Raw genomic sequence first — 25,279 nt, 5'->3', positions numbered from 1 at the left:
AGCCATTTGTCCGCGCTCCCCTCCCCATCCTTCTACTTCGCTGTGAGCGCATCCAGCACGTCTCGTACGGCCGGTTCGCGATCCCGCCCGGGTTTCCAGAGTGCGACCAGCGTCTGGCTCAATCCATCGGTGCCGATTTCGGCCACGATCATCCGCACGTTCGGCCATTGATCCATGCGCAAGTGGGTCGGCAGGAATGCCCACCCGTGCGAGCGATCCAGCATATGTCCAACCATCTCGACTTCGTTGGTCAACAACACGCGGTCGGAAATTCGCAGGAGCTTGGCCTGCTGCTCGTCGAGCGCACGATGCATGAGGATCTGCGGCTTGGACGCGAGTTCCGCCAGCGCGACGGGCGAGGTGTGAAAGAACGATTCAGCGGCATAGAGCGCCATGTCGATCGTTCCAACGCCGTACCACTGCATGTCGCCGCCGATGCTGTGGTTGCGTGCGAGGCTGATGGCGAGATCTGCCTGCCCGGATTTCAAGGCGTCTTCGGCGTCGATCCGGCAGGTGCTCCATGCGCTCAGGCGGATGCCGCGATCCGCTGCGCGATCGACGAGTGCGGCGATGCGCTCGCGTGGCACGAAGGGGTCGTAGGCTAGGCTGATCTCGGCGTTGAAATCCTGCGCGACACCCGTCGCAAATTCACCAAACGCATGCGCGCTGCGCAAGAGCAACTTGGCCTGCCGCTGCAGTCGCAAGCCGGCCTGTGTCAAAGCGAGGTTGCGGCCGTTGCGCTCGAAGAGGGCGTAGCCCAGGTCGTCTTCCAGAAACGCGATCAGTTCGCTGAGGGTTGAGCGGTCTTTGGCGAGCGTTGTGGCGGCTTTCGAGATGCTCCCCAATTCGGCGACGGTGGCGAACGCTTCGATTTGCGCAAGCGAGAAGTTGAGTCCGCTCATGGGTCTCCCGGGCGAGGCGTGGGCTGGGTGTGGGGGATTTTCCCACGGGTCTTGCTTTGACCGGGTCGCGGTACGGAAAAGATACTGCGGGCACTTCCAGCAGGTGCATCGCGCGCAAAGGCGATACCTGCCATGGAATTTCCCATTCGCGCTTCTTAACCGCAACCCATCATGAAGTTCACTCGATCTGCAACTCTGGCCGCTTGTGCGGCGCTCGTAGCCTCTGTGGCCGCGCTCGCCCCGTTGGCGGCGATCGCTCAAGATGCCGCTTCCTGCGGCGGTGTGCCGCTGTCGGCGTGCCCGACGCCATTCGATACGTCGCTGCCGGACACCAAGCACATGCTCACGTGGAATCAGGCAGAGCGCGTCATCGGCTTTCGCAACGACTACCGGAACTACGCCGGCGATGTGTTCCACCACGGCGGCACGTCGACGCCGCTGCCCCGCGCGCAGCGGCAACTGACTGACGTCAGCTATGCGATGCACGGCCACACCTATGGCATTCAGGACTACCTGAAGCACCAGAATGTCGCCGGCATGCTCGTACTCAAGGACGGCAAGATCGCCTACAAATACCTGGGCGACGGCAATACCGACAGCACGCTGTGGACCTCGCGCTCAGTCGGCAAGTCGGTGGTGTCGACGCTGGTCGGCATCGCGCTGAAGGAGGGCAAGATTCGCTCGCTGGACGATCTGGTCACGGACTATGAACCCGATCTCAAGGGCACGGCCTGGGATGGCGTGACGCTTCGGTCGTTGATTCAACACACCTCGGGCGTGGCCTGGAACGAGGACTACACGAATCCGAACTCCGATTTTTCCAAGTTGACCCAATGCGAGGCAAAGCCGGGCACGTATCAGTGCGTGCGTACGTTGGTCTCGGGCCTGCATCGGGCGCATCCGGTGGGGCAGTCCTGGTCGTACTCATCGGGCGGCGCATGGCTGCTGGGTGATGTACTGGAGCATGCGACCGGCATGCCGCTGGCCGCGTACCTCGAACAGAGCCTCTGGAAACCCTACGGCATGGCTAACGACGGCGTGTGGCATTCCTACCAGGCGGGTCAGCATGACGTTGGCGCGCATGGATTCAATGCCACGCTGGAAGACTGGGGGCGCTTTGGTGAGTTCATCCTGAACGAGGGGCGATTGCCCAACGGCAAGCAAATATTGCCCGCCGGCTGGGTCGATGATGCCTCGCGTTGGACGCATGCCGCGAACTCCGTTTCGCCCTCGCACCCGGATGGCACTTATGGCTATCAGTGGTGGAACAACGCGGTGCCGATGGACACACAAAACGTGACCCCGGCACCGGCGCAGACGATGCGCGACGCCCTCTGGGCGCTGGGTATCTTCGGGCAAGTGATCATGGTCAACCGCAAGGAAAACCTGGTGATCGTGCAGTGGTCGACGTGGAAGCAGGCGGAGCCGTCCTTTAGTGCGCAGCCACTGGAGGCATCCTTGTTCTACAGCGCGATCGCGAATCAACTGCGTTAAAAGTCAGTGCTGCTGTAGCGCAAAGCGGTTCACGCGCTGAGCGGTACTCCTATGCAAACGGCTTCCTGGTGGAAGCCGTTTTTTCTTGAGGACCCGCTCAGATGAGGGTCAACCGCGCCGCACCCAGATCACCTTGCCGCTCTGGATGCCCAGATTGCGGCGTTCCTCCCGATAGTCCATCGTGCCCGGCAACGCCTTGCCGTCCCGCTCACTGACGCGCCACAGGCAGCCGTTCAACAACGCCGTGGCGTCCTGCTCGGATTTGCCGATCAGCGTGTCATCGGGCACGGAAGCGGCCTGGCACGTGCTTGCCGGTTGCATGTGCTCAGCCATGGGCGCCTCGCCTCCGTTCTTGATTTGTCCTGTGCCGGCTGTCGAGCATCCGGCCATGCCTGCGATGGCGGCAATCGCCGTGAGCATCGTTGCTAAGCGCGTCATGCAACCTCCTGTTTGATGTTGGATGTGGTGTGCGATCGAGCACCGCACTGTGCGCTCGGATTCGTGGCGGTAGTGTATCCACCCGGTCAGTTAAGCAGGCGCAGCAGCGAGGTGCGAATGCCCTCTATGCGAGGTCTGCTCATCATGAGTAGGCGCGTGCTGCATGTGGTTTTTCGCGTACTAGGGGGCAGTATTTTCTGATGCGACCAAGATGCCCGCAAATGGCGCCGGCAAGCCAATTCCGCGCCAGCCTTGGGTTTGCGGGGCATGCCTATGTTGCCGGCGTGCAAAGTGCCTCCCACCCCCTCCAAAAAACGCTTGCTGACTCCAAGAACACTTTGTTACTCTGCGCCCCGTCATCACTACGGAGATGTTCTCCATGGACAGTTGTTCTAGTCGATCTTCGATCGCACTCTGAACGGCTAGACAGTCTCGGCGCATCGCTTTCGCTTTGCGCCCCTCCACTGCCTAGCCGTATGCACGGCGGGTAGTGGCACTTGTGCGGGTTCTCCGTACAAGCCTCTTCCCACAATTCGATTGTTTTACCGACACGGCCATGTGGCTGCGTGCGCGCTCGCGTTCGTGGTCTCCTGGGAGGACCGTGGTCGGCTCATGCCTACGTTCGTCATAGAAACGAACGGGGGAGGTCTCATGCTGTTTCTCTCGATGCTGCAATACGTTTGGGTTGCGGTGCGTCCGCTGGTTCTGGTGCGCGCCGCTGCATTGCGTCGTCCGGCTTTTCTGGCCGTGATGGCACTGTTGTCTGTTTCTACCCAAGCTGCCCGTGCAGAGGATGCGCCCACTTCTGCCCCGGCCGCCGATGCGCTGCCGATCGCCGGCGGTGAGCTGGATGACCGCTTCGGTTTCCACGGCCAATCGACCTGGGTGTGGCAAGCCAAGCCCGCGTTCAAGTCGCCGTACAGCGGCGACAACAGCCTGACTGGCGACCGCGCGATCAGCTACTCGTTCAGCACTACGCTCGATCTGGGTATGCGGTTGTGGAAGGGCGCCGAGTTCCACTTCAACCCGGAAGTCATCATGGGTAAGGCATTCTCCGAGCTGCACGGCTTGGGTGGCCCGACCAACGGAGAGCTGGCGAAGGTGACGGGCACCGACCCGACGCTGTACCGCGCCCGTGCTTTCCTGCGCCAGACCTGGGGCCTGGGCGGCGATACCGAAAAGATCGACGCCGACTTCAATCAGTTTGCCGATGTGGTCGACAAGCGCCGTGTAGTGCTGACGGTGGGCAACATGCCGGTGCTGGATGTATTTGACGGTGTGGAGTATTCGCACGATCCGCGCACGCAGTTCCTGAACTGGTCGTTCATGGCGAGCCCGTCGTTCGACTACCCCGCCGATGCGCGTGGCTACAACTGGGGCATCGCGCTGGAATACATCGACAGCGAGCTCGGCTGGGCTGCGCGCGCAGGCCGCTTCCTGCAGCCGATCGAATCGAATGGTTTGGCACTGGATTCCGCCTTCATGAAGCACTACGGTGACATGGTGGAACTGGAAAAGAGCTACACGCTGTTCGGCCAGGACGGCAAGGTACGGTTGATGGGCTGGCGCAACAAGACGCGCATGGGCCGCTTTGATGACGCCATCGCACTCGGCCAGGCCACCGGCAGCGCGCCGGATCTGAGCCAGGTGCGTAAGGAGCACGCCAAGGTGGGTGTGGGCCTGTCGTTCGAGCAGAAGGCGGGCGAGAACCTGGGTCTGTTTGCACGGCTGAATTGGTCGGATGACAAGACCGAGACGTACGCCTTTACTGAAGTGGGTCGCAACGTGTCGTTCGGCGGTCTGCTGAAGGGCACGTCGTGGGGTCGCCCCAATGATGTGGTGGGTGCGGCATTTTCGCTGAACATGTTGGGCCCAGATCACAAGGCCTACCTGGCGGCAGGCGGTAGCGGCGCGTTCCTGGGCGATGGCGCGTTGAACTATGGCCACGAGCGCGTACTCGAATTGTTTTACAGCTTTCAACCGGTCAAGGGCATCATGCTCAGCCCCGATTTTCAATTGATCCAGAACCCCGGCTACAACCGGGACCGCGGCCCTGCCAAGTTCTACGGCATGCGCGTCCACGCCGAGTTCTAAGACCTACGGAGGACCCATATGGACAGTCCGAGTCGACCTTACCCGACATTTCTTTCCTACTAGGCGAGTCCGCCGCACGGTTGTTCCCTGCTGCTGACTTGCCGCCCCGGCAAGGCAGCGGTGTCTGCATCGCTCCTTGATTGTTTGAATCTGCCGCCTTGGGTACGACAACCCATGCGCGGCGATTGCCGCATGCCGTGCACGCATCGTGCCCATGCGGCCAGGAGTTGTTATGCGCAAATTCAACATTCCCGCTCGTCGTTTCTCGGCCATTGCTCTGCCGTTCAGCTCGCCGTTCGTGCAGGCCCGTGCTGGTGCGCCGGAGCGTGCCAACGCTGCGCCGGCCACGTCCAACCGCCGCGCTGACGACGGTGGCCAATCGCTCTCCAACCACGGCTACGCAGCCGCCGCCATCCGGCTGTCGCGCACCTACTGGTAATCCAACGACGGGTACATCCCTCACCCAATAACAAATCGGAGGTCGATATGACCCAAATTGCTTCTGGCATCGACGCACCACCACGTCATGCCGCGCTTGATGAGGCCCATGTGGGCGACATTCGTGGCGCGCTAGGCACCATTGCGCACCACGATACCGGTGCGCGTGACGGCTGGCGTGCACGTTTCCGCACGCTGCTGGCCATCCTCGGCCCCGGCCTGATCGTGATGGTCGGCGACAACGACGCCGGCGCCTTCGGCACGTACACGCAAGCCGGGCAGAACTACGGCACCACGCTGTTGTGGACGCTGATGCTGCTCATCCCCGTGCTGTACGTGAACCAGGAGATGGTGCTGCGCCTGGGTGCCGTCACGCGGGTCGGCCACGCGCGGCTGATCTTCGCGCGCTTCGGCAAGTTCTGGGGCAGCTTCTCTGTCATCGACTTATTCCTCGTCAATGCGTTGACGCTGGTGACGGAGTTCATCGGTATCAGCCTTGCGCTGGAATATCTCGGCATTCCGCGCCACTGGGGTGTGTGCGCTGCAGCGGCGCTGGTGATGTTGGCCGCATCCACGGGTGACTTCCGACGGTTCGAGCGCTTTGCACTTGCGCTGGTGGCGGGCAGTCTCACGCTCATTCCGATCTTTCTGGTGGTGCATCCGCCGATGGGGCAGGTGGCGCGCGATTTCTTCGTGCCTGCTCTACCGGCCGGTGCACCGCTGGCGGAAGTGATGCTGCTGATCATCGCCATCGTCGGGACGACCGTGGCGCCGTGGCAGTTGTTCTTCCAGCAAAGCTACGTGATCGACAAGCGCATCACTGCGCGCTTCATCCGCTATGAGCGTGCGGACCTGTGGCTGGGCATCGTGCTCGTGATTGCCGGCGCGGTGGCGATGATTGCCTTCAGCGCGCAGGCCTTCCACGGTACGCCTGAGTTTGGCAACTACACCGATGCACTGGGCACGGCGAAGGGGCTGGAGGCCTATTCGGGCCGCTGGGCGGGCATTCTGTTTGCCATTGCGCTGCTGGACGCCAGCATCATCGGCGCGTGCGCGGTGTCGCTGTCGACCGCCTATGCGATTGGCGATGTGTTTGCCGTGCGCCATTCGCTGCATCGCAAGCCGACCGAGGCCAAGGGCTTCTACGCCGTCTACTTCGGTTTGACGCTGCTGGCCGCAGGCCTGGTGCTGACGCCGGGTGTGCCGCTGGGCCTGCTGACCAACGCGGTGCAATCGCTCGCGGGCGTGCTGCTGCCGAGCGCGACGGTGTTCCTGCTGCTGCTGTGCAACGACAAGGCCGTGCTCGGCCCGTGGACGAACGGTCGCGCGATGAACATCTTCACCGGCGGTGTGGTGGCGGTGCTGGTGATGCTGTCGGTCATCCTGACGGCGGCGGTGCTGTTCCCGGGTATCGGCGAGTTCGAGATCGGTGCGATCCTGATCGGCGGTTCGGTCATCGCCGTGGTGATGTCGCTGGTGCTGTGGCGCATCGAGCAGCGCAATCACCGGCCGCATCATCCGCAACGCGTGAGCGTGCTGGACCGCAATCACTGGACCATGCCGCCGCTGGAGCAGCTCACGCCGGCACGCTGGACGCCGCTCAAGCGCACGTGGATGTTCGTGCTGCGCGGCTATCTGGTGGTGGCCGCAGGGCTGGTGCTGGTGCGCATTGCCGGATTGGTGGTGCAGTAAAGAGAACGGGCCACCGATGTGGCCCGTTTTTCTTTGGCGATGGCGATGCGCGTTACCAGGCGTACTTGGCCGTCGCCAGCACGGTCCGCCCATTGCCGTAGATGCAGCGCGTGGCGTCGTAGCAGCCGGAGATTACCTCGCGGTTGCCGAGGTTCGTACCGTTGAGCGCAAAGCGCCAGTGCCCGACGGTGTAGAAGATGGACGCATCAAACAGCGTGTAGCCCGCCACCTTGAGCGAGTTGTCCGGCGCACCGGCCGTCGGGCTGATGTAGCGCACGCCCGCACCAATTCCTACGCCTTGCAGCACACCCGAGCGGATGCGGTAGTCCGTCCACAGCGATGCCATCTGGCGCGGAATCGGAATGGCGATCGGCCACTTGTTGAGCGTGACGTCGTTGGCCTTGGTGTTACGCACGTCCTGATACGTGTAGCTGGCAATCACGTTCCAGCCCGGCAGCAGTTGCGTCGTGCCTTCCAACTCGATGCCCTGCGAGCGGATTTCGCCCGACTGTGCGTTGTGCATGCCGGTCGGGTCGTTCAGGTCGGGCGTGAGCACGTTGGTCTGGTGGATCTGGAACACCGCCGCTGTGATCGACGTCTTGCTGCTCGGCGCAAACTTGATGCCCACCTCGATCTGCTTGCCCTTGGTCGGCTTGAACGGCTGGTTGTTGCGGTCGGTGCCGATGGTCGGGTTGAACGACGTCGAGTAGCTCATGTACGGCGATAGCCCAAATGGGCCGAGGTACACCACGCCCACGCGGCCGGTGAAGGCGGAGTCGCGCTGGCTGGTGTTGGTGCCGGCGAGCAGGTCGTCGGTGCGCAGATCGCTCCAGTCGTGGCGGCCGCCGAGCGTGAAGACCCAGCGCTCGCCCAGCTTGATCTGATCCTGCAGGTACACGCCCAGCTGCGTCTGCTTCTGGTGGATGTCTTGCGGAGACGCGCCCGAGCCGTTGAAGATCGACCAGTCGAACGGCGCATGCACCGGGTTGTACAAATCCAGCGATGAGGTGAGAGCATAGGTCTCCGGGTCCTTGGTGGTCTGGCGTTGATAGTCCACGCCGGCCAGGAAGGTGTGCCGCGCGATGCCGGTGGCGAACTTCGCCTGCACCTGCGTATCGACGTCGAATCGCCCGTAGCTCGGCTGGGCGATGCCGGCGTAGCGCCACATCATGCGCTGCGTCGGGTCGCTCGGATCCAGGCCCACGCCGTAGGTCATGCGGTCGTCCAGCTTCAGGTGCATGTAGCGCGTGTTCTGCCGCACCGTCCACGTGTCGTTGAGCTTGTGCTCGAACTGATAGCCCAGCGAGTACTGCGTTTTTTCGTACGCATCGAAATCCGGCGAGCCTGTGAACAGCCTGGCCGGAATCTTGCCGTTCGGGTTGGGCAGGATGGTGCCGCTGGCCGGGAGGAAGTTGTCTGAGGAGTTGGTCTTGTCGCGCAGGTAGGTTGCCAGCAGCGTGAGCGTGGTATCGGCCGATGGCTTCCAGGTGAGCGAGGGCGCCACCATCAGGCGTTGGTCCTTGAACGGGCCGAAGGGCAGGTTGCCGTCGCGCGCAACGGCTGTCAGTCGATACGACAGCTTGCCGTCGGCATCGAGTGCGCCGGCAAAATCCCCCGCCACCTGTTTGCGCGCGTGGCTGCCGTATTGCACTTCAATCTCGCGGATCGGCTCTGTGGTGGGTTGCTTGGTGACGATGTTGACGGTGCCGCCCGGATCGCCCTGGCCATACAGCACGGACGACGGCCCGCGTAGCAGTTCCACGCGCTCGATCTGCCACGGGTCCACGCGCCAGCTCGCCAGGTTGATGGTGTTGGGCAACTGCAGACCGTCGAGGTACGTGGCCGGCACGAAACCGCGCACGGCGGTGTACCAGTCCGAGCGCGTGCCCGCGCCATACGACGACACGGATGCCGAGTAGCGAAGCGCCTCGTTCACGCTCTGCGCACCCTGCGCCTCGAAGCGGTCACGCGACACCACGCTGATCGACTGCGGAATCTCCGCGAGCGGCACATCGGTCTTGGTGCCGGTGGCGCTGCGCTGAGCGATGTAGCCACGCACGGGGCCCGTGGCCGATTCCTGCTGCGCACTGGCGGTCGCGACGGTGGCTGGCAGCGTGACTTGCGCGCTGCCGCCACTCGGTTCGATGGTGAACGTGTTGCCACCTTGCTTGCGTGCCACCAGCCCGGACTCTGCGAGCAACCGGTCGAGTGCATCTTCCACGCGCATCTGGCCCTGCACGCGCGGGGCCGTCTTGCCTGCCGTCAGCGAGCTGGCGAAGACGAGCTGCGCGCCTGCCTGCCGTGCCAGCGCATTGAGCGCGGCATCGAGCGGCTCGGCAGGAATGTCGATAGTCAGGCGGGCCTGTGCGAAGGCGGCGTTGGTCAGCAGCGTGGCTGCGGCCAGCGCGATCAGGCGCGGCACGCGTCGTTGTGTGCGAATCACTGAGAAGCTCCCCGTGTTGAATCTGTGGATCTGCGGATCCGTTGGTCTAGGTCACAGGGGAGTAGACGAACCGCGCACCGGGCATCCCTACCTCGGCGTGCCATTTTTTTAGCGTGTGATGCCGCGGGCGAGAATGCGCACGGTGTCGTTGGCCTCACGGTGGACGGCAACCGGCAGGATGGACGGCAGCAGATCGAGCAGTGCATCCGTGCGCGCGCTGTCGAACACGCCCGAGATCTGCAGGCGACCCAGTGCCGGATCGGTCAGCACGGCGGGCGTTGCGCGATAGCGGTTGATGTCGGCCACGGCCTGGGCCAGCGGCGTGCGGTCGAACATCAGCTTGCCGTCTTTCCAGGCGATGGCGGCGCCGGGGTCGGGCGCGGCGCGCGCGGTGAGTGTGCCGTTGAACGACTCGGCTGCCTGGCGGGCGGTCAGCAGCACGGCATCGCCCGAAGCCTCTTCCATATGTACGCGGCCGCGCAGCACCGTCACCGTGACACGCGGATCGGCGCGTCGCACGTTGAAGGCGGTGCCAACCACGCGCACGGTCGTCTTGCCCGCGCGCACCACAAAGGGTCGCCACGTTGAATGCCTCACGTCGAACAGCGCCTCACCGTCGACGAGACGAACTTGCCGCGACCGCAGGTGCCATTCCACTTCGGCAACCGTGCGCGTGTTGAGGGTGAGGTCGCTGCCGTCCGGCAGGGTGAGGTGCTGGCGTTCGCCTGCGGCCGTGACATAGCGCTGCGTATGCCAGGCCGGATCCGCCCACAGCACCGCACCGAGCAGCGCGACGATACCGGCCGCGACCATCGGTGCCCGCCGACGCGGCGCGTGCGCCGGCAATTCCGGCATGGCAAAGCGCGCCCGGAGCGTGCTGCGGTGGCGCGCCAGGCTGTCGTCCTCGCGGGAGAAGTCGTCGGGTGGGGGGGGCATCAGGAGCGTATGCGTGTTCAGCGCGGCGGTGCGGCTGCCGGGCGGTCCAGCGCCGTACGGCAGGCCATCATGCCGAGCCGGATGTGCTTTTCGACCGCCTTGCGCGAAATCCCCAATCTTATCGCCACCTCGGCCTGCGGCATCTCGTGGATCTTATGCAGCACAAACACCTGCTGGCAGCGCGGCGGCAACAGAGCGATGGCTTCCGACAGGCGATCCAGCTCACGGCTGGCGTCGATGTGGCGGTCGTGGCCGGGGGCTTCGTCGGCGGGTTCGGGCAGTTCGTCGGCGGACTCGACCCACGCGCCACGGGCCGTTTCCACGCGGTGCCGGTCGATCGCCAGGTTGACGGTCGCGCGCCGCAGGTAGGCCACGGGCGCCGTGACCGGCTGGCGCGGCGGCTCCGCAAGCAGGCTCACGCACACGTCATGGACGACATCCCGCGCAAAGCCTCGGTCCGCGCCAAAGCGCCGGCGCAGCAGATCGACCAGCTCGTCGTAGTGACGGACCAGCACGGCAAGCAAGGGCGGGGCGGAGGAATCGCAGGACACCGGGCGGTGATGCGGAGCGGGAAAGTGTTGAATTGTAAATGAGAAGTATTCTTATTATCAATTCAACATTTGGGCGCACATTTGGGGGCTGCGTCGGGTGCGCACCACTGTGGCTGATTGTCGCAGTGCAACAACAGGCACTTTCGATTTGCTTACCCGCAAAACCGCGTAAACCCTAGCCGCGCAACGCTGGCGGCACTTGTCAATCGGCCTCGATTTCTATTTGCCTGAGCATCTATCGCGATCCGAAGCGCTGTCTGGCGGTAAGATCGCGCCCGCATTCCACTCCAAACCGCGCTCCCCAATGAGCGCTTGACGTAGTGCCTGCATCGAATCCTTCCGCCCCCGATCTGTCGTCCGCTGCCTTGTGCAGTGCGGCGGCGCTCAGCCTCGTCCATGCCAGTCATGGCCGAAGTCCGCCTCTGTGGCAGGGTGCGCTGGGTTCAGCTTTTCCCTGACCGGCGCCTGATGTGATCGAAGATCCGCTATTGCACCCGGGCGTTTTCGAGGTGCCGGTAGCTCGGTCTTTTCTCATTTCCCGCGTTTTTCTGCCTGTGGCCGCTGTCTGGGCTGCTTGGCTCCCGTGATGTTGGTAAGCATTGCCGGCGCAACTGTGCAAGACATGAAGAACACACTCGTTCCACATATGAAGCGGCTCCTGGCCGCAAGCCTCCCGCTCCTGCTGGCGGGCTGCAACCTGACGGTCCTGGATCCGAAGGGGATGATTGCGGCGGAAGAAAAGACGCTGATCCTGGTGGCGACCGGCCTGATGTTGCTGGTGGTCATTCCCGTGATCATCATGACGCTGGTGTTTGCGTGGAAGTACCGCTCCACCAACACCCGCGCGCGTTATGAGCCGGACTGGTCGCACTCCAACGCTATCGAGGCGGTGGTGTGGCTGATCCCGTGCCTGATCATCGTCGTGCTGGGCTGGATCACGTACAAGTCCACGCATGCGCTGGATCCGTACAAGCCTATCCAATCCGACGTGAAGCCGATCACCGTCGAGGCCGTCTCGCTCGACTGGAAGTGGCTGTTCATCTACCCGGAACTGAAGATCGCGACGGTCAACCAGCTCGCGATCCCGGCCAACACCCCGATCAACTTCAAGATCACGTCCGACACGGTGATGAACGCGTTCTTCATCCCGCAGCTCGGCAGCCAGGTGTACGCCATGGCGGGCATGCAGACCAAGCTGCACCTGATCGCCAACGAGACCGGCGTGTTTGACGGTATGTCGTCGAACTACAGCGGCCAGGGCTTCACGGGCATGAAGTTCAAGGCCACGGCGATGACGAACGAAGAGTTCGATGCCTGGGTCAAGCAGGTCCGCAGCGCCCCGCAAGTGCTGACCAAGGAAGGCTACGCCGAGCTGGCCAAGCCGAGCGAGAAGGTGCCGCCGGCGGTGTACGCCTCGGTCGATCCGGCGCTGTATCACAGCATCCTGCACAAATACATGGGCGACTCGGACAAGGTCCTGACGCTCGACGAGGCGCTCCAAGGCGCCAACTGCACGGTGGAAACGGCTGACGCGGCAACGCGCCCGCTGCCGGTGCAGTCCGCCCTGCCGGCGCCCAAGAGCGCGGCCAAGAATTCCTAGGAGTTGACGATGTTTGGCAAGTTGAGTCTGGAGGCCATTCCGCTGCACGAGCCCATCGTGGTCGTGACGGTCTCGGCCATTCTGCTGGGTGGTGCGGGCGTATTTGGCCTGATCACCTATCTGAAGAAGTGGTCGTACTTGTGGAATGAGTGGATCACCTCGGTCGACCACAAGAAGATCGGCGTGATGTACTGCATTCTGGCCATCGTGATGCTGCTGCGCGGCTTTGCCGACGCCATCATGATGCGCTCGCAACTGGCGGTCGCCTCGGGCGGCGGTGCCGGCTATCTGCCGCCTGAGCACTACGACCAGATCTTCACCGCGCATGGCGTGATCATGATTTTCTTCATGGCCATGCCGCTGATGACGGGCCTGATCAACCTGATCGTGCCGCTGCAGATTGGCGCGCGCGACGTGGCGTTCCCGTTCCTGAACACGCTGTCGTTCTGGCTGGCTGCTGCCGGCGTGGTGCTGATCAACGTGTCGCTGGGCGTGGGCGAGTTCGCCCGCACCGGTTGGCTGGCGTACCCGCCGCTGTCGGAGCTGGCGTACAGCCCGGGCGTGGGGGTCGACTACTACATCTGGGCCTTGCAGATATCCGGGTTGGGCACGTTGCTAACCGGGGTGAACTTCGTCGCGACCATCTTCAAGATGCGCGCGCCGGGCATGACCCTGATGCGCATGCCGATCTTCACCTGGACGTCGCTGTGCTCGATGATCCTGGTCGTCGCCGCCTTCCCGGTGCTGACCGTGGCGCTGGCCCTGCTGGGTGCTGACCGTTACCTGGACATGCACTTCTTCACGAACGAGCTGGGCGGCAACGCCATGCTGTACGTGAACCTGATCTGGATCTGGGGCCACCCTGAGGTGTACATCCTGATCCTGCCGGCGTTCGGCATGTTCTCGGAAATCGTCTCGACGTTCTCGCGCAAGAAGCTGTTCGGCTACACGTCGATGGTGTGGGCAACCGCCGGTATTACCGTGCTGTCGTTCCTGGTGTGGCTGCACCACTTCTTCACCATGGGTTCGGGTGCGAACGTCAACGCGTTCTTCGGTATCGCGACGATGATCATCTCGATCCCGACGGGCGTGAAGATCTTCAACTGGCTGTTCACGATGTACCGCGGCCGCGTCGAGCTGAACTCGATGATGCTGTGGACGATCGGCTTCATGATCACGTTCGTGATCGGCGGCATGACCGGCGTGCTGCTGGCTGTGCCGGGCGCTGACTTCCTGCTGCACAACAGCCTGTTCCTGATCGCGCACTTCCACAACACCATCATCGGTGGCGTGGTGTTCGGTTACCTGGCCGGTATCACGTACTGGTTCCCGAAGGCCTTCGGCTTCAAGCTGGACGAGAAGTGGGGCAAGCGCGCCTTCTGGTGCTGGTTCGTGGGCTTCTACACCGCGTTCATGCCGCTGTACGTGCTGGGCTTCATGGGCATGACGCGTCGTCTGAACCACACCGACAATCCGGCATGGCAGCCGTGGCTGTACGTTGCCGTGGTTGGTGCTGCGATCATCGCCTGCGGTATCGCTTCGCAACTGATCCAGATTTTCGTCTCCATCCGCAATCGTCATGCGCTGGCTGACCTGACGGGTGACCCGTGGGGTGGCCGTACGCTGGAGTGGGCGACCTCGTCGCCGCCGGCGCACTACAACTTCCCGGTCCTGCCGGTGGTGCGTGACATCGACGCCTTCGCCGACATGAAGGCGCGCGGTGAAGTGCCGACGCAAGTGGCGGCCAGCTACGAGAAGATCCACATGCCGAAGAACACCGGCGCTGGCTTCTTCATCGGCATGTTCTCGATCGTGATGGGCTTTGCGCTGATCTGGCACATCTGGTGGATGGCCGTGCTGGGTCTGGTCGGCATGATCGGCAGCTTCATCCTCCGCAGCAACGACGACGACGTCGATTACTACGTGCCCGCTCACGAGGTTCACGAGACCGAGTCGGCCTACTTCCAACGTATCGGTTCGCAGGCTTAAACCATGGCTTCCAATGTTCTAGACGGTCACGCCGCGCACGCTCAAGCGCACGGCCACGACCACGCGCATGACCATGCGCACCACCACGACGTCGCAGACACCAAGGTCTTCGGCTTCTGGGTGTACCTGATGAGCGACTTGATCATCTTCGCGTCGCTGTTCGCTACGTTCTGCGTGCTGCGCGGCGCGACGGCGGGCGGCCCGACGGGCAAGGAGCTCTTCGATCTGTCGTACGTGGCCATCGAAACCGGCATCCTGCTGGTGTCGTCCATTACGTACGGCATGGTGATGATCAGCGTGCAGAACGGCCGCAAGGATCACGTGATGCTGTGGCTGGGCATTACCTTGCTGCTGGGTGCCGCGTTCGTCGGCATGGAAATCAACGAGTTCCACCACCTGATCGCTGAAGGTGCGGGCCCGAACCGCAGTGCGTTCCTGTCGTCGTTCTTCCTGCTGGTTGGCACGCACGGCCTGCACGTGGCCAGCGGCATGCTGTGGATCATCGTCATGATGTGGCAGATCGGTGCCAAGGGCCTGACCCCGACCCAAACGACCCGCCTGTCGTGCCTGAGCCTGTTCTGGCACTTCTTGGACGTGGTGTGGATCGGCGTGTTTACCGTCGTCTATCTGTTGGGAGCGATGTAAATGGAACAGACCAACGTTTCGATGGGCGGCGCCCACGGTGACGCCCACGGCCATGCTGCCGGCGGCGCCGGCCATGCCACCATCAAGGGCTACCTGATCGGCTTCGTGCTGGCGGTGATCCTGACGGCCATCCCGTTCAAGATGGTGATGGACGGCGGCTACTCGCACGGTACCGTGCTGGTGACGGTGATGGCCCTGGCGGTCGTGCAGATCGTCGTGCACCTGATCTACTTCCTGCACTTGGACGGCTCGTCCGCCCAGCGCTGGAACGTGATGGCCTTCCTGTTCACGCTGCTGATTCTGGCGATCGTCGTTGTCGGCTCGCTGTGGGTCATGCACAACATGAACGCCAACATGATGACGATGTAACGAGAGCTGCCTCTTGCTGCATCGGAAGGGCGCCCCTGGTGGGCGCCTTTTTTATTGCCCGAAGCGGATGGCGTGTGCGGAGCAATCCGCTGCGGCAAAGGCCAGCAGTTGTGCGCCTTCCTCCTCCAATGCCCGCGTGTCCGGTTTGTTCAGCTTCGCAAACGGTGACAGCGTGAGCGTGGCCTGCTCGCGCACCACCTCCAGCTTCCAGGTGCCGGCAACAAAGCCGTCGATCAGCAGCGTCGGTGGCAGGATGCCGTTCTTCGTGTAGATCGCCTTGCGATGACCATCGTCGAGAATGCGCGCGCGGTCGGCATGTGCGAGCAGCGCGCAGTCCAGCTCGGGAAGAAAGCGCACCGGAGCCGGTGTGTCGGCATCGGGCCGTGGGGCGCGTGGCAGATCGAACAGCTCGACGCCATGTTCGTCGGTGAAGGTCTTCAGCCGGGGGCGCAGCGCCTCGAACGCCGCCGACAATCGCGTGAGTCCTGACCACGCCTGCGCATCCGCCACCGAGGCGGGGCCATAGCCGGCGAGGTAGCGCAGCACCAGAGCCTCGGCCGTGGCGGCAGGTTCGATGGCCTCGCCCAGCCAATCGGCGGCAGCGGCCAGCGTAGCTTGCCCGGCGCCGCGCCATAGGCCGCGCGGCGGCACCTGCACCAGCGGCTCCAGGAACGGAATCGCGCGTGCGAGGGCGGTCGTATCATGCTTCGGCCACAGCGGCTGCAGGTGCTCGCCAAGCTGGACGGCGGTGAGTGGACCACCGGCCAGCGCCGCTCGGGCCGCTGCGCGCAAGGCGGCAGGATCGATGTCGGCGACGCTTTTACTGCCATTGCTGAAGGCCTGGCGCAGCATCTGCGCATCCAGCAGCGGGCGCAGCGCCAGGTAGTCGCGTGCGCTCGCGAGGTGCAACGTGCAGCGCATCATCGCGCCGCGCACGGCACGGCGCGTGGTCAGCAGCGTGTCGAGCGTCTCGGTGCGAAACCCTTCCAGCCGCGACCACAGCCCGTAGTGCGGCGCCTGCGGAATCTGCGATTGCATCGCCACCAACCGTTCGACGGCCGCCAGCGGCGTCATGCGAGTGCGGCGTAGAAGCAACTGGCGATCGAGCAGCGCGCGGTTGAGGGCGCGGCGAGTCAGCAGCGGGGCGGGGAGCGATGAGCGAGGCATGGCGTTGTTCTGAGCCAGATTGTGCCGACTGCGCCGATTGTGCCGCAAACGCCGCGCGTTCGCGCCCGCTGCGGGTCGTGCCTTTGCTACACTCCGCGGGTTCCCAATTTCACGCGCTTTCCCCCGCGTTTACGCCATGTCTCAGTACGTTTTCACCATGAACCGCGTGGGCAAGATCGTTCCGCCCAAGCGCCAGATTCTCAAGGACATCTCGCTGTCGTTCTTCCCGGGCGCCAAGATCGGCGTGCTGGGCCTGAACGGCTCGGGCAAGTCGACCGTGCTCAAGATCATGGCCGGCCTCGACAAGGACATCGAAGGCGAAGCCACGCCGATGCCCAACCTGAACATCGGCTACCTGCCGCAGGAGCCGCAGCTCGACCCCGCCAAGACGGTGCGCGAGGAAGTCGAGAGCGGCCTGGGTGAGGTGGTGGACGCACAGAAGCAGCTCGAAGCGATCTACGCCGCGTATGCCGAACCCGATGCGGACTTCGACAAGCTGGCCGAAGAACAGGCCCGCCTGGAAGCCATCATCGCCGCCGGTTCGGGTGACAACGTTGAACTGCAGTTGGAAATCGCCGCCGACGCGCTGCGCCTGCCGCCGTGGGACGCCAAGATCGAGCACCTCTCGGGCGGTGAAAAGCGCCGCGTGGCGCTGTGCAAGCTGCTGCTCTCGCGCCCCGACATGCTGCTGCTCGACGAGCCGACCAACCACCTGGATGCCGAATCGGTGGACTGGCTCGAACAGTTCCTCACGCGCTTCCCGGGCACTGTGGTGGCCGTGACCCACGACCGCTACTTCCTCGATAACGCCGCCGAGTGGATTCTCGAACTCGACCGTGGCCACGGCATCCCCTGGAAGGGCAACTACAGCTCGTGGCTGGATCAGAAAGAGACCCGCCTGAAGCAGGAAGAGTCGAGCGAATCGGCCCGCCAGAAGGCGCTGAAGAAAGAACTGGAATGGGTGCGCCAGAACCCGAAGGGCCGTCAGGCCAAGTCGAAGGCGCGTCTGGCCCGCTTTGACGAGCTGAACAGTCAGGAATACCAGAAGCGCAACGAAACGCAGGAAATCTTCATCCCGGCCGGCGAGCGCTTGGGCAATGAAGTGATCGAATTCGAGAACGTCAGCAAGAGCTACGGCGATCGCCTGCTGATCGACAATCTCAGCTTCACGATTCCGCCGGGCGCGATCGTCGGCATCATCGGCCCGAACGGTGCGGGTAAGTCGACGCTGTTCCGCATGCTCACGGGCAAGGAGCAGCCGGACTCGGGCACCATCAAGATCGGCCCGACGGTCAAGCTGGCTTACGTGGACCAGAGCCGCGATGCACTGTCCGCCGACAAGACCGTGTTCGAAGAAATCTCGAACGGCTCCGACATCCTGACGGTGGGCCGTTATGAGACGCCGTCGCGCGCCTACATCGGCCGCTTCAACTTCAAGGGTGGTGACCAGCAGAAGCACGTCGGCACCCTATCGGGCGGTGAGCGCGGCCGTCTGCACCTGGCCAAGACGCTGATTTCGGGCGGCAACGTGCTGCTGCTGGACGAACCGTCGAACGACCTCGATGTGGAAACGCTGCGTGCGCTGGAAGACGCGCTGCTGGAGTTTGCCGGCAGCGTGATGGTGATCTCGCACGATCGCTGGTTCCTCGACAGGATCGCCACGCACATCATCGCGTTTGAAGGCGATTCGCACGTCGAATTCTTCCCGGGCAACTACCAGGAATACGAAGCCGACAAGAAGAAGCGTCTGGGCGAAGAGGGTGCCAAGCCCAAGCGCATCCGGTACAAGCCGGTCGTGCGTTAAGCGGGACGCGGGCGGCTTTGTTCCCGCATGCCCGCACCCAGGCCTACGGCGAGCGGTCTGCCTCGACCGTGGGCGGCGCGTCGAGATCGCTATCGAACTCGGCGCGCTTGTGCGAGCCGTCGCAGAACGGCTTGTTCAACGAGTGCCCACAGCGGCACAGCCATACCTGATCACCCTCGATCGCCAACTCGCGCCCACCCTGGGTGACGATGCGAAAGCTTCCCTTGATGTGATACGGCCCGTTGTTGCGGGCCGTGACGATGACTTCGTCGGCCATGGCGGCCTCCTTCGCAGACAAAGGCAGTGCGCTCAGAAGAGGATGCCCTGCATGCGGTAAGCGAAGTGCGCGGTCTTGGCGTCGCGCATCAGCGCCATGAACTGATCCATGTCCATGTGCACGACATTCTCGTGGTCGCCGGCTTCAAAGTAGACGTCGCGATGGGTCATCAGGCTGCTGTCGAGATACGTCGGCATGCCGTAAGCCATGCCCACTGGCGGCACGGCGCCGGCGTCGCAGTCCTTGAAGACTTCGCGCAGCTCGGATTCATCGGCCAGCGTCAGGTCATCGCGGCCCGATGCCTTCTGCAGTTCCGATAGATGCAGGTGATAGGTGGATGGCAGCACAGCCGCCACGTAGCCGAGCTTGTCCTCAAGCAACAGCGTCTTGGCCAGACGGTCCCCCGGGACATGCGCGGATTGCGCGGTTTCCGTGCTGGTGTGGGTATGCGGATGGCGAATCACCTCGTACAGGCAGCCCTTGCTGCGCAGGCAGTCGTCGAGGGTGGTGGAGATCGACATGGCGTCCTCCCGTGTGCTGTGCGGCCGGCGGCGGGATTGCGGTGGCCGCTACGTCAGCATAGGTCGGTTTGCGATGCATGCAGGGCGTCGCGTGCAAAAGCAACGGGCCGCTCGTGTGAGCGACCCGTTTGCCAGGTTCCGTTGATCAGCGGGTCTTAACGATCCCAGCCGCGGTGCCAGCCGCGATCCCCATCGTGATCGTGGCGCCATTCGCGTTCGCGCCACTCGTGACGGCGCCATTCGCGCTCACGCCAGTCGTCGCGGTCACGCCAGTAGCCACCGCCGTAGACCACCGGTGCCGGCGCGTAGTAGACCGGCGCCGGACGATAGACCGGGGGCGGTGCATAGACGGGTGCCGGGGCCACGTAGACCGGCGCAGGTACGCCGATCGCCACGCCGACATCCACATGCGCCAGCGCCGCCGTCGAGGCGCACAGCGCGGCGCCACCCAGAACGAATGCGAGCAGTGTGCGTTTCATGATGCTTCTCCTTCGGTTGCGAGGCCGGGGCAGGATTGCCGGCGACTTCGTGTATCAGGTTCGTGAAGCCATTCTATGAACCGCAAGCCCGATCAGGTGATACGCAAATCCTACGGATGTAACGGAAAGTAAAACGCCCCACCGGCAAGACGCGGGTGGGGCGCGGTATTTCGCGGGTTGCGGGTTGCTCAGCCTTGCGCAGGCTCCCCCGGTCCCCATGCCGCACGCTGCTCAGGTGACGACCACACCGCCAGGTGCAGCGCCGACAACGAGAACGGATCCGACAGCAGCACCAGCTTCTGCTTGCCCGTGAGCTTGTCGGGGCCGACTTCCAGCGCGTGGCGCACGTGCGCTTCACGCACCGCCACCAGACGCTTGTCTTGCGGAAAGCGCGTCGTCGCCACTGCGCACATCAGCGCGTTGGTCACGGGGTCGACCACGGCTTGGCGGAAGTCCGGCGTTGGCGGCGCGTTGCGCAGATGCTTGCGCGTGGCGCGTAGCTCGCGTGGCGGACGCACTTCCTCGGGGATCATGAACAGCCGCAGGCGACGCATGCGGCGGCCCAGGCTCACGCGGCTGGAGAACACCGACAGCGGAATCGACACGATCAACGCCCCCACCACGGGCGACAGCCACCACAGGAAGCTCGGGTTCAGCCAGTACACGATCGCAGCCCAGACGATGCCAATGACCGTATGCAAGCCATGGCGGCGCACGGCATCGCCCCAGTGCGTCTGCGCGTCTTCACGCGGTGGCGATTTCCAGTGCACCTTCCAGCCGAGGAACGCGGCCGTCACGAAGCGCGTGTGGAAGAGCATGCGCACCGGCGCGGCGAGTACGGAGAACGCCGCCTCGATCGCCATCGACAGCGCCAGATGGATCGCGCCACCGAAGCGCTTCGGGCCCTGCGCCCACAGCACCAGCACGCTGAGGATCTTCGGCAGGAACAGCACGGTGGCGGTGGCCGAGAACAGCGCGGCAGCCTTCTCCGGATGCCACTCCGGCCAGATCGGGAAGATCTGGTGCGGCTGGGTGAAGTACTCCGGCGCAATCAACGTGTGCTTGGCCAGCAGCGCCGTGGAAAGCAGCAGAAACAGGAACCACAGCGGCGCCGACAGATAGGCCATCACGCCCGTGATGAACACCGCGCGGTGCACGCGGTGAAAGCCCGGCGCGCCGAACAGGCGGAAGTTCATCAGGTTGCCGTGGCACCAGCGGCGGTCCCGGCCCAGCTCGTCGAGCAGGTTGGGCGGCATCTCTTCGTAGCTGCCGTCCAGGTCATAGGCGATCCACACGGCCCAGCCGGCGCGGCGCATCAGCGCGGCTTCGACAAAGTCATGCGACATGATCTCGCCCGAGAGCGAGCCCTTGCCCGGAATCGGCGCGAGTGCGCAGTGCTTGATGAACGGGTCGAGCCGGATGATGGCGTTGTGGCCCCAATAGTGCGATTCGCCCAATTGCCAGTAGTGCAGGCCGGCGGTGAACAGCGGCCCGTACACGCGCGTGGCGAACTGCTGGATGCGCGCATACAGCGTGTCGCGGCCGGCCGCGCGGGGCGCGGTCTGGATGATGCCTGCGGAGGGTGCCCCTTCCATCAGCTGTACCAGACGCGTCAAGCAATCGCCGCTCATCACGCTGTCGGCGTCGAGCACGATCATGTAGCGGTACTTGCCGCCCCAGCGCCGGCAGAAATCGTCGATGTTGCCGCTTTTGCGCTTCACACGGTGACGGCGCCAGCGGTAGAAGATGCGGCCGAAGCCATCGAGCGCGCGGCAGATGTGCAGCCACGCGTCGGCTTCTGCAGTGCGGATGTCGGGGTCACCGGAATCCGACAGCACGAAGAAGTCGAAGTGCTCCAGATGGCCCGTGCGCTGCAGCGATTCATACGTCGCACGCAGCCCGGCAAACACGCGCTGCACGTCCTCGTTGCAGATCGGCATGACGATGGCGGTGCGCGCATCGTCCGGAATCACCGCATCGGGCGAGGCGCGGCGCGAGATGACGAAGCGATCCCCATGGAAGGCCAGCAGCAGGAAGCCGGTGATGGCCGTCCAGAACCCCGCCGACACCCAGCAGAACAGCACCGCAAACAGCACGATGATGATGGCTTCGAGCCAATCGGCGCCATGGTATGGCAGCACCGTGCTCATCGCCCAGGTGGCGGCGACGGTCTGCGCGATCATCAGTGTGAGCAGCGTCAGGCGACGGCGTGCGCCGACAAAGCGCCAGATGCCTTTGGGGTCGGGCGAGTCGGGCTTTTCGTAGGGCACGGGCGCCTTGCCGCCGTGCTGCCACCGGTGGATCGCGTTGCGCATGCGCCAGATCGGCCCGAGCACCCACGGCCACGGCACCATCGAGCGGCGGGCGGGTGTGGGACCGGTGTCCAGGTGGATGCGGCCTTCGCTGTCGTGCGCAAGCGGCGGCGCAGGTTCGGCGGCGGGTTCCGTGGATGCGGCATCGGCGCGCGTGGCGCCGTAGGCGGCGTCCAGGCGCGACCCCACTGATGCGTAAGCCGGGGCTGTTGCTTCGAGCGAGGTCGTTTGCGCCGGGTCGAGCTTGGCCAGCGCGCGGTGCAGCTTGGCCAGCGCCGCCGCGTCATCGTCACCCGCTGCAATGCCAGCGTCGCGCACCAGTGCAGCGCGTGCCTCGGCAGCGAGCGGAAGCGCTTCAAGATAGCGCTCGGCCACGGACTCGGGGGAGGGCATTGTGGTTGGGCTGGCGGAGGCGGCAGCGCCGCCATTCTGGGCCTTCGTCACGTTTAGCCCGGAGGTAGCAGGTAGCTCCACGTCTCAGAAATTCCGGTACCGCCGCTGCGCAGGTAACCACGCAGCTCGATGGGTTTGTCGTCGTCGACCCGCTTGAGGCGCACAGTCACGCGCCAGCCGCCGGTCGCGGTGTTGGGTTGGCCGAAGATCGATTCGATCTTGCCGTTGGCATCTGCCGAGAACACGGGTTCGACCGGTGCATTGGGCGGCAGCTTGGCCAGCGCCGGGCCTTCAAAGTCGACCACAAAGGCGATCGTGTCGTCGGGTTTGCGCTCATCCGGGCGCTTGGTGGTCCAGCCGTGCGAGCGGCGTGTCTGCGTGACCCACGACAGGGCCGGCTTCTTGTCGCCATCCTTTTGCCACAGCATGCGGTACTCGAAGTTGTACGGTTGCTGCGGCTTGGGCGGGGTCTCGGGCACCCAGTAGGCGACCACGTTGTCGTTGGTCTCGTCGGGCGTCGGAATCTGCACCAGTTCGACACGGCCGGCGCCCCACTTGCCCACGGGCTCGATCCAGGTGCTCGGGCGCTGTTCGTAGCGATCGCCGATCTCTTCGTAGCTGGAGAACGCGCGGTCACGCTGCATCAGGCCGAAGCCGCCGGGGTTGGTGGTCGAGAACGAACTGACCAGCAGGCGCTTCGGATTCGTCAGCGGGCGCCAGATCCATTCACCGGTGCCGGAGAGCACCGACAGGCCGTCGGAGTCATGCACCTCGGGGCGGAAGTCCAGATTGGCGGCCGGCTGGTTCTCGCCAAAGAAGAACATGCTGGTGAGCGGCGCGATCGCCAGCTTGCTGACGTTTTCGCGCATGTAGACCTGCGCCTTCACGTCGACCACCGTGTCGGTGCCCGGCTTGATGACGAAGCGGTACGCACCCGTGGCGCGGCGCGAGTTCAGCAGCGCGTAGACCGTCAGCTCCTTGGCGTTGGCCGCCGGGCGCTCGATCCAGAAATCGGTGAAGCGGGGGAATTCCTCGCCCGAGTTGAGCGCGGTGTCGATGGCCAAGCCACGTGCAGAGAGGCCATAGACCTGGTTCTTGCCGATTGCGCGGAAGTACGACGCGCCCAGGAAGACGATCACTTCGTCCTTGTACTTGGGCGTGTTCATCGCGTAGTGCACGCGGAAGCCGGCAAAACCCAGGTGCTGCAGCTGTTTCGCATCCAGCTTGACCGGGCCGTAGTCGAACAGGCGCGGGTCGAAGCGGATCTCGCGCACACCGGCCGGCGAGACCTCGTTGATCTTCACCGGCTGGTCGTAATACGAGCCTTCGTGGAAGAAACCGAGTTCGAACGGCAGCTTGTCGCGGCGCCAGTAGGCTTGATCCGACTTGAAGCGGATCTCGCGGTACTGGTCGTAGCGGAGCTCGCGCAACTGGCGCGGCAGCGTTTCGGTTGGGGCCTGGTAGGGCTTGGTCGCCAGTTGCTTGGCGCGTACGGCCACGTCATTGAAGCCGAAGGCCAGTGCCGCATGTGCCGAAGCCAGTGCCAGCAGGCCCACCGCCAGCCGTGCATAGCCGGCAAGCGAGCGGGTCAGGCGGGACGGGCTGGAATGGAAGGGAACAGCGTCGGGAGTGTTCAAAATGAGATCGCGTACTGTGCGGCAGGTTGGGGGGAGGCGTGATGCTTGGGCCTGCCGATCATTCGTCTGTGCCCCCGGGATTTTACCCGCCGGATCTTTACGAGATCAAAACCGGCAACATTTTGATAACGTTTTCGCCGGCATTCCGTCCATAACCGCGTCAAGTTGCGTGTAAACCTCGTCTTTTCGTTGGGCCAGCCTTTTGGGCGAGGGAACGCGACTCCGCCTATCGGGTCAGAACCGCGTTCGCCATCGCCCGCCATGCGTGCATGGCACACTCTCGGCTCTTTCCTTCATGGAGTTCGCATGACTTGCTGGACGCGCGGCGCCGTAGCGCTCGTTTTCTCGACCTCGCTGCTGGCACCAGTGGTGTTTGCTGCACCTGCGGCCAAGACGGCACCGAAAGCGGAGGCACCGGCCAAGGCGGTGCGCGACCCGGGCGATGTGGCCGTGCTGCTTGATGCCTTCCCGCTCGGCAAGCCGCTGCGCAAGCTGCCCTCGTGTGAGGACGTGCGCAGCGCGGGCGGCAAGGATGTCTCCGAATACTGTTCCGATACTCTGGAATCGCACGGGCGCACGCGCTCGTTGGGCGTGCCATCGGCTAAGCGGCCTGAACTGATGGACGGCCCGCAGGCGGTGCTGCTGATTGACCAGGACGGCAACATCGCCGGCATGTTCGTGCCGACGCGCGGTGTGGATACTGAGCAGCGCGTGTTCCAGGCGCTGTCTGATCGCTACGGCAAGCCTGCGCAGGAAGGCAAGGCGCCGCTCAAGCTGAAGTCGGGCAAGACGGTCGATTCACTGCGTGCGCGCTGGGCGGGCCACCAGACCATCATCACGATGTACGCGATTCCGGAAGAGCCGCAGAACGGCACGGTGGAATTCCTCTGGTCGCCGCGCGCTGGCGCGGTGATGGACCAGATGCGCGCAGAGGTGGATCCGGACGCCCCCAAGCCGGCTTCCGGCGTGGCCGCTTCTGCGCCTGCCGCGGCAGCTAAGCCCGCCGCAGGGAAGCCGACGCCACAGAAGTGACCTCGCGGTGATGACGAACACACGTTCGTAGTCTTCCGTTACATCCCTTACACCCGCATGACCCCG

Annotated in this window: 21 protein-coding genes; 10 read left to right on the top strand and 11 right to left on the bottom strand. The window is 64.1% G+C overall.

Annotated elements, in window-relative coordinates; genetic code table 11:
* Nucleotides 1-32: 32 nt before the first annotated feature.
* Nucleotides 33-902, bottom strand: a complete 870-nt coding sequence (locus V6657_RS14900) for a LysR family transcriptional regulator (protein ID WP_048935345.1) — start codon at nucleotides 900-902, stop codon at nucleotides 33-35.
* Nucleotides 903-1,073: 171 nt separating this feature from the next.
* Here V6657_RS14900 and V6657_RS14895 point away from each other — a divergent pair, with 171 nt between their 5' ends.
* A complete protein-coding gene (locus V6657_RS14895) occupies nucleotides 1,074-2,396 on the top strand; it encodes a serine hydrolase (RefSeq protein WP_048935346.1) in 1,323 nt (440 codons plus the stop codon).
* 108 nt (nucleotides 2,397-2,504) lie between these two features.
* Here the strand turns inward: V6657_RS14895 and V6657_RS14890 are convergent, their stop codons facing one another.
* The gene (locus V6657_RS14890) at nucleotides 2,505-2,834 is read right to left on the bottom strand and encodes a hypothetical protein (RefSeq protein ID WP_048935347.1); all 330 of its coding nucleotides are present in this window, start codon (nucleotides 2,832-2,834) and stop codon (nucleotides 2,505-2,507) included.
* Between the two features lie 651 nt (nucleotides 2,835-3,485).
* Here V6657_RS14890 and V6657_RS14885 point away from each other — a divergent pair.
* From V6657_RS14885 to V6657_RS14875, 3 genes are all read left to right on the top strand, one after another.
* Nucleotides 3,486-4,928, top strand: coding sequence for a carbohydrate porin (locus V6657_RS14885; RefSeq protein ID WP_048935348.1), 1,443 nt, complete (start codon nucleotides 3,486-3,488; stop codon nucleotides 4,926-4,928).
* A 232-nt stretch (nucleotides 4,929-5,160) separates the two neighbouring features.
* Nucleotides 5,161-5,367, top strand: coding sequence for a hypothetical protein (locus V6657_RS14880; protein WP_048935349.1), 207 nt, complete (start codon nucleotides 5,161-5,163; stop codon nucleotides 5,365-5,367).
* 47 nt (nucleotides 5,368-5,414) lie between these two features.
* Nucleotides 5,415-7,058 (top strand): NRAMP family divalent metal transporter, encoded by a 1,644-nt coding sequence (locus tag V6657_RS14875; protein ID WP_048935350.1) that lies wholly within the window; start codon nucleotides 5,415-5,417, stop codon nucleotides 7,056-7,058.
* 52 nt (nucleotides 7,059-7,110) lie between these two features.
* On the opposite strand, the gene V6657_RS14870 is transcribed toward V6657_RS14875, so the two are convergent.
* From V6657_RS14870 to V6657_RS14860, 3 genes are all read right to left on the bottom strand, one after another.
* On the bottom strand, nucleotides 7,111-9,501 hold the full coding sequence (locus V6657_RS14870; RefSeq protein WP_048935351.1) for a TonB-dependent siderophore receptor: 2,391 nt from the start codon (nucleotides 9,499-9,501) through the stop codon (nucleotides 7,111-7,113).
* A 108-nt stretch (nucleotides 9,502-9,609) separates the two neighbouring features.
* Entirely contained in the window at nucleotides 9,610-10,437 is an 828-nt protein-coding gene (locus tag V6657_RS14865) for a FecR domain-containing protein (RefSeq protein ID WP_048935352.1), read from the bottom strand.
* A gap of 17 nt (nucleotides 10,438-10,454) precedes the next feature.
* Nucleotides 10,455-10,988 (bottom strand): RNA polymerase sigma factor, encoded by a 534-nt coding sequence (locus V6657_RS14860; protein WP_048935353.1) that lies wholly within the window; start codon nucleotides 10,986-10,988, stop codon nucleotides 10,455-10,457.
* 622 nt (nucleotides 10,989-11,610) lie between these two features.
* On the opposite strand from V6657_RS14860, the gene cyoA reads away from it, so the two are divergent.
* From cyoA to V6657_RS14840, 4 genes are read left to right on the top strand one after another with little or no spacing between them, the layout of a single operon-like run.
* Nucleotides 11,611-12,588, top strand: coding sequence for a ubiquinol oxidase subunit II (cyoA, locus tag V6657_RS14855; protein WP_248694787.1), 978 nt, complete (start codon nucleotides 11,611-11,613; stop codon nucleotides 12,586-12,588).
* Nucleotides 12,589-12,597: 9 nt separating this feature from the next.
* Nucleotides 12,598-14,577 carry a cytochrome o ubiquinol oxidase subunit I gene (cyoB, locus tag V6657_RS14850; RefSeq protein WP_048935355.1) on the top strand — a complete coding sequence of 660 codons (1,980 nt, stop codon included), beginning with the start codon at nucleotides 12,598-12,600 and terminating at the stop codon, nucleotides 14,575-14,577.
* Nucleotides 14,578-14,580: 3 nt separating this feature from the next.
* Nucleotides 14,581-15,222: a cytochrome o ubiquinol oxidase subunit III gene (cyoC, locus tag V6657_RS14845; RefSeq protein WP_048935356.1), complete on the top strand. Its 642-nt coding sequence runs from the start codon at nucleotides 14,581-14,583 to the stop codon at nucleotides 15,220-15,222.
* Complete coding sequence (locus V6657_RS14840) at nucleotides 15,223-15,591, top strand: cytochrome o ubiquinol oxidase subunit IV (protein ID WP_048935357.1); 369 nt, start codon at nucleotides 15,223-15,225, stop codon at nucleotides 15,589-15,591.
* A gap of 51 nt (nucleotides 15,592-15,642) precedes the next feature.
* On the opposite strand, the gene V6657_RS14835 is transcribed toward V6657_RS14840, so the two are convergent.
* Nucleotides 15,643-16,758 (bottom strand): winged helix DNA-binding domain-containing protein, encoded by a 1,116-nt coding sequence (locus V6657_RS14835; protein WP_048935358.1) that lies wholly within the window; start codon nucleotides 16,756-16,758, stop codon nucleotides 15,643-15,645.
* A 136-nt stretch (nucleotides 16,759-16,894) separates the two neighbouring features.
* Here V6657_RS14835 and ettA point away from each other — a divergent pair, with 136 nt between their 5' ends.
* A complete protein-coding gene (ettA, locus tag V6657_RS14830) occupies nucleotides 16,895-18,562 on the top strand; it encodes an energy-dependent translational throttle protein EttA (RefSeq protein ID WP_048935359.1) in 1,668 nt (555 codons plus the stop codon).
* Between the two features lie 43 nt (nucleotides 18,563-18,605).
* Here the strand turns inward: ettA and V6657_RS14825 are convergent, their stop codons facing one another.
* The 5 genes from V6657_RS14825 to V6657_RS14805 form a co-directional block, all read right to left on the bottom strand.
* On the bottom strand, nucleotides 18,606-18,839 hold the full coding sequence (locus V6657_RS14825; protein ID WP_048935360.1) for a CDGSH iron-sulfur domain-containing protein: 234 nt from the start codon (nucleotides 18,837-18,839) through the stop codon (nucleotides 18,606-18,608).
* 32 nt (nucleotides 18,840-18,871) lie between these two features.
* Nucleotides 18,872-19,360 (bottom strand): aminoacyl-tRNA deacylase, encoded by a 489-nt coding sequence (locus V6657_RS14820; protein ID WP_048935361.1) that lies wholly within the window; start codon nucleotides 19,358-19,360, stop codon nucleotides 18,872-18,874.
* A gap of 155 nt (nucleotides 19,361-19,515) precedes the next feature.
* Nucleotides 19,516-19,839, bottom strand: a complete 324-nt coding sequence (locus tag V6657_RS14815) for a PXPV repeat protein (protein ID WP_048935362.1) — start codon at nucleotides 19,837-19,839, stop codon at nucleotides 19,516-19,518.
* Nucleotides 19,840-20,027: 188 nt separating this feature from the next.
* Nucleotides 20,028-22,625, bottom strand: a complete 2,598-nt coding sequence (mdoH, locus tag V6657_RS14810; RefSeq protein ID WP_048935363.1) for a glucans biosynthesis glucosyltransferase MdoH — start codon at nucleotides 22,623-22,625, stop codon at nucleotides 20,028-20,030.
* A complete protein-coding gene (locus V6657_RS14805; RefSeq protein ID WP_048935364.1) occupies nucleotides 22,598-24,181 on the bottom strand; it encodes a glucan biosynthesis protein G in 1,584 nt (527 codons plus the stop codon). The genes mdoH and V6657_RS14805 overlap by 28 nt, the downstream gene beginning before the upstream one ends.
* A 306-nt stretch (nucleotides 24,182-24,487) precedes the next feature.
* On the opposite strand from V6657_RS14805, the gene V6657_RS14800 reads away from it, so the two are divergent.
* Entirely contained in the window at nucleotides 24,488-25,213 is a 726-nt protein-coding gene (locus tag V6657_RS14800) for a hypothetical protein (RefSeq protein ID WP_048935365.1), read from the top strand.
* Nucleotides 25,214-25,279 lie beyond the last annotated feature (66 nt).

This window comes from Ralstonia sp. RRA (assembly GCF_037023145.1).
Taxonomy (GTDB): Bacteria; Pseudomonadota; Gammaproteobacteria; order Burkholderiales; family Burkholderiaceae; genus Ralstonia.
The sequence above is the reverse complement of the archived record's forward strand: the minus strand, read 5'-3'. Positions and strand labels throughout refer to the sequence as shown.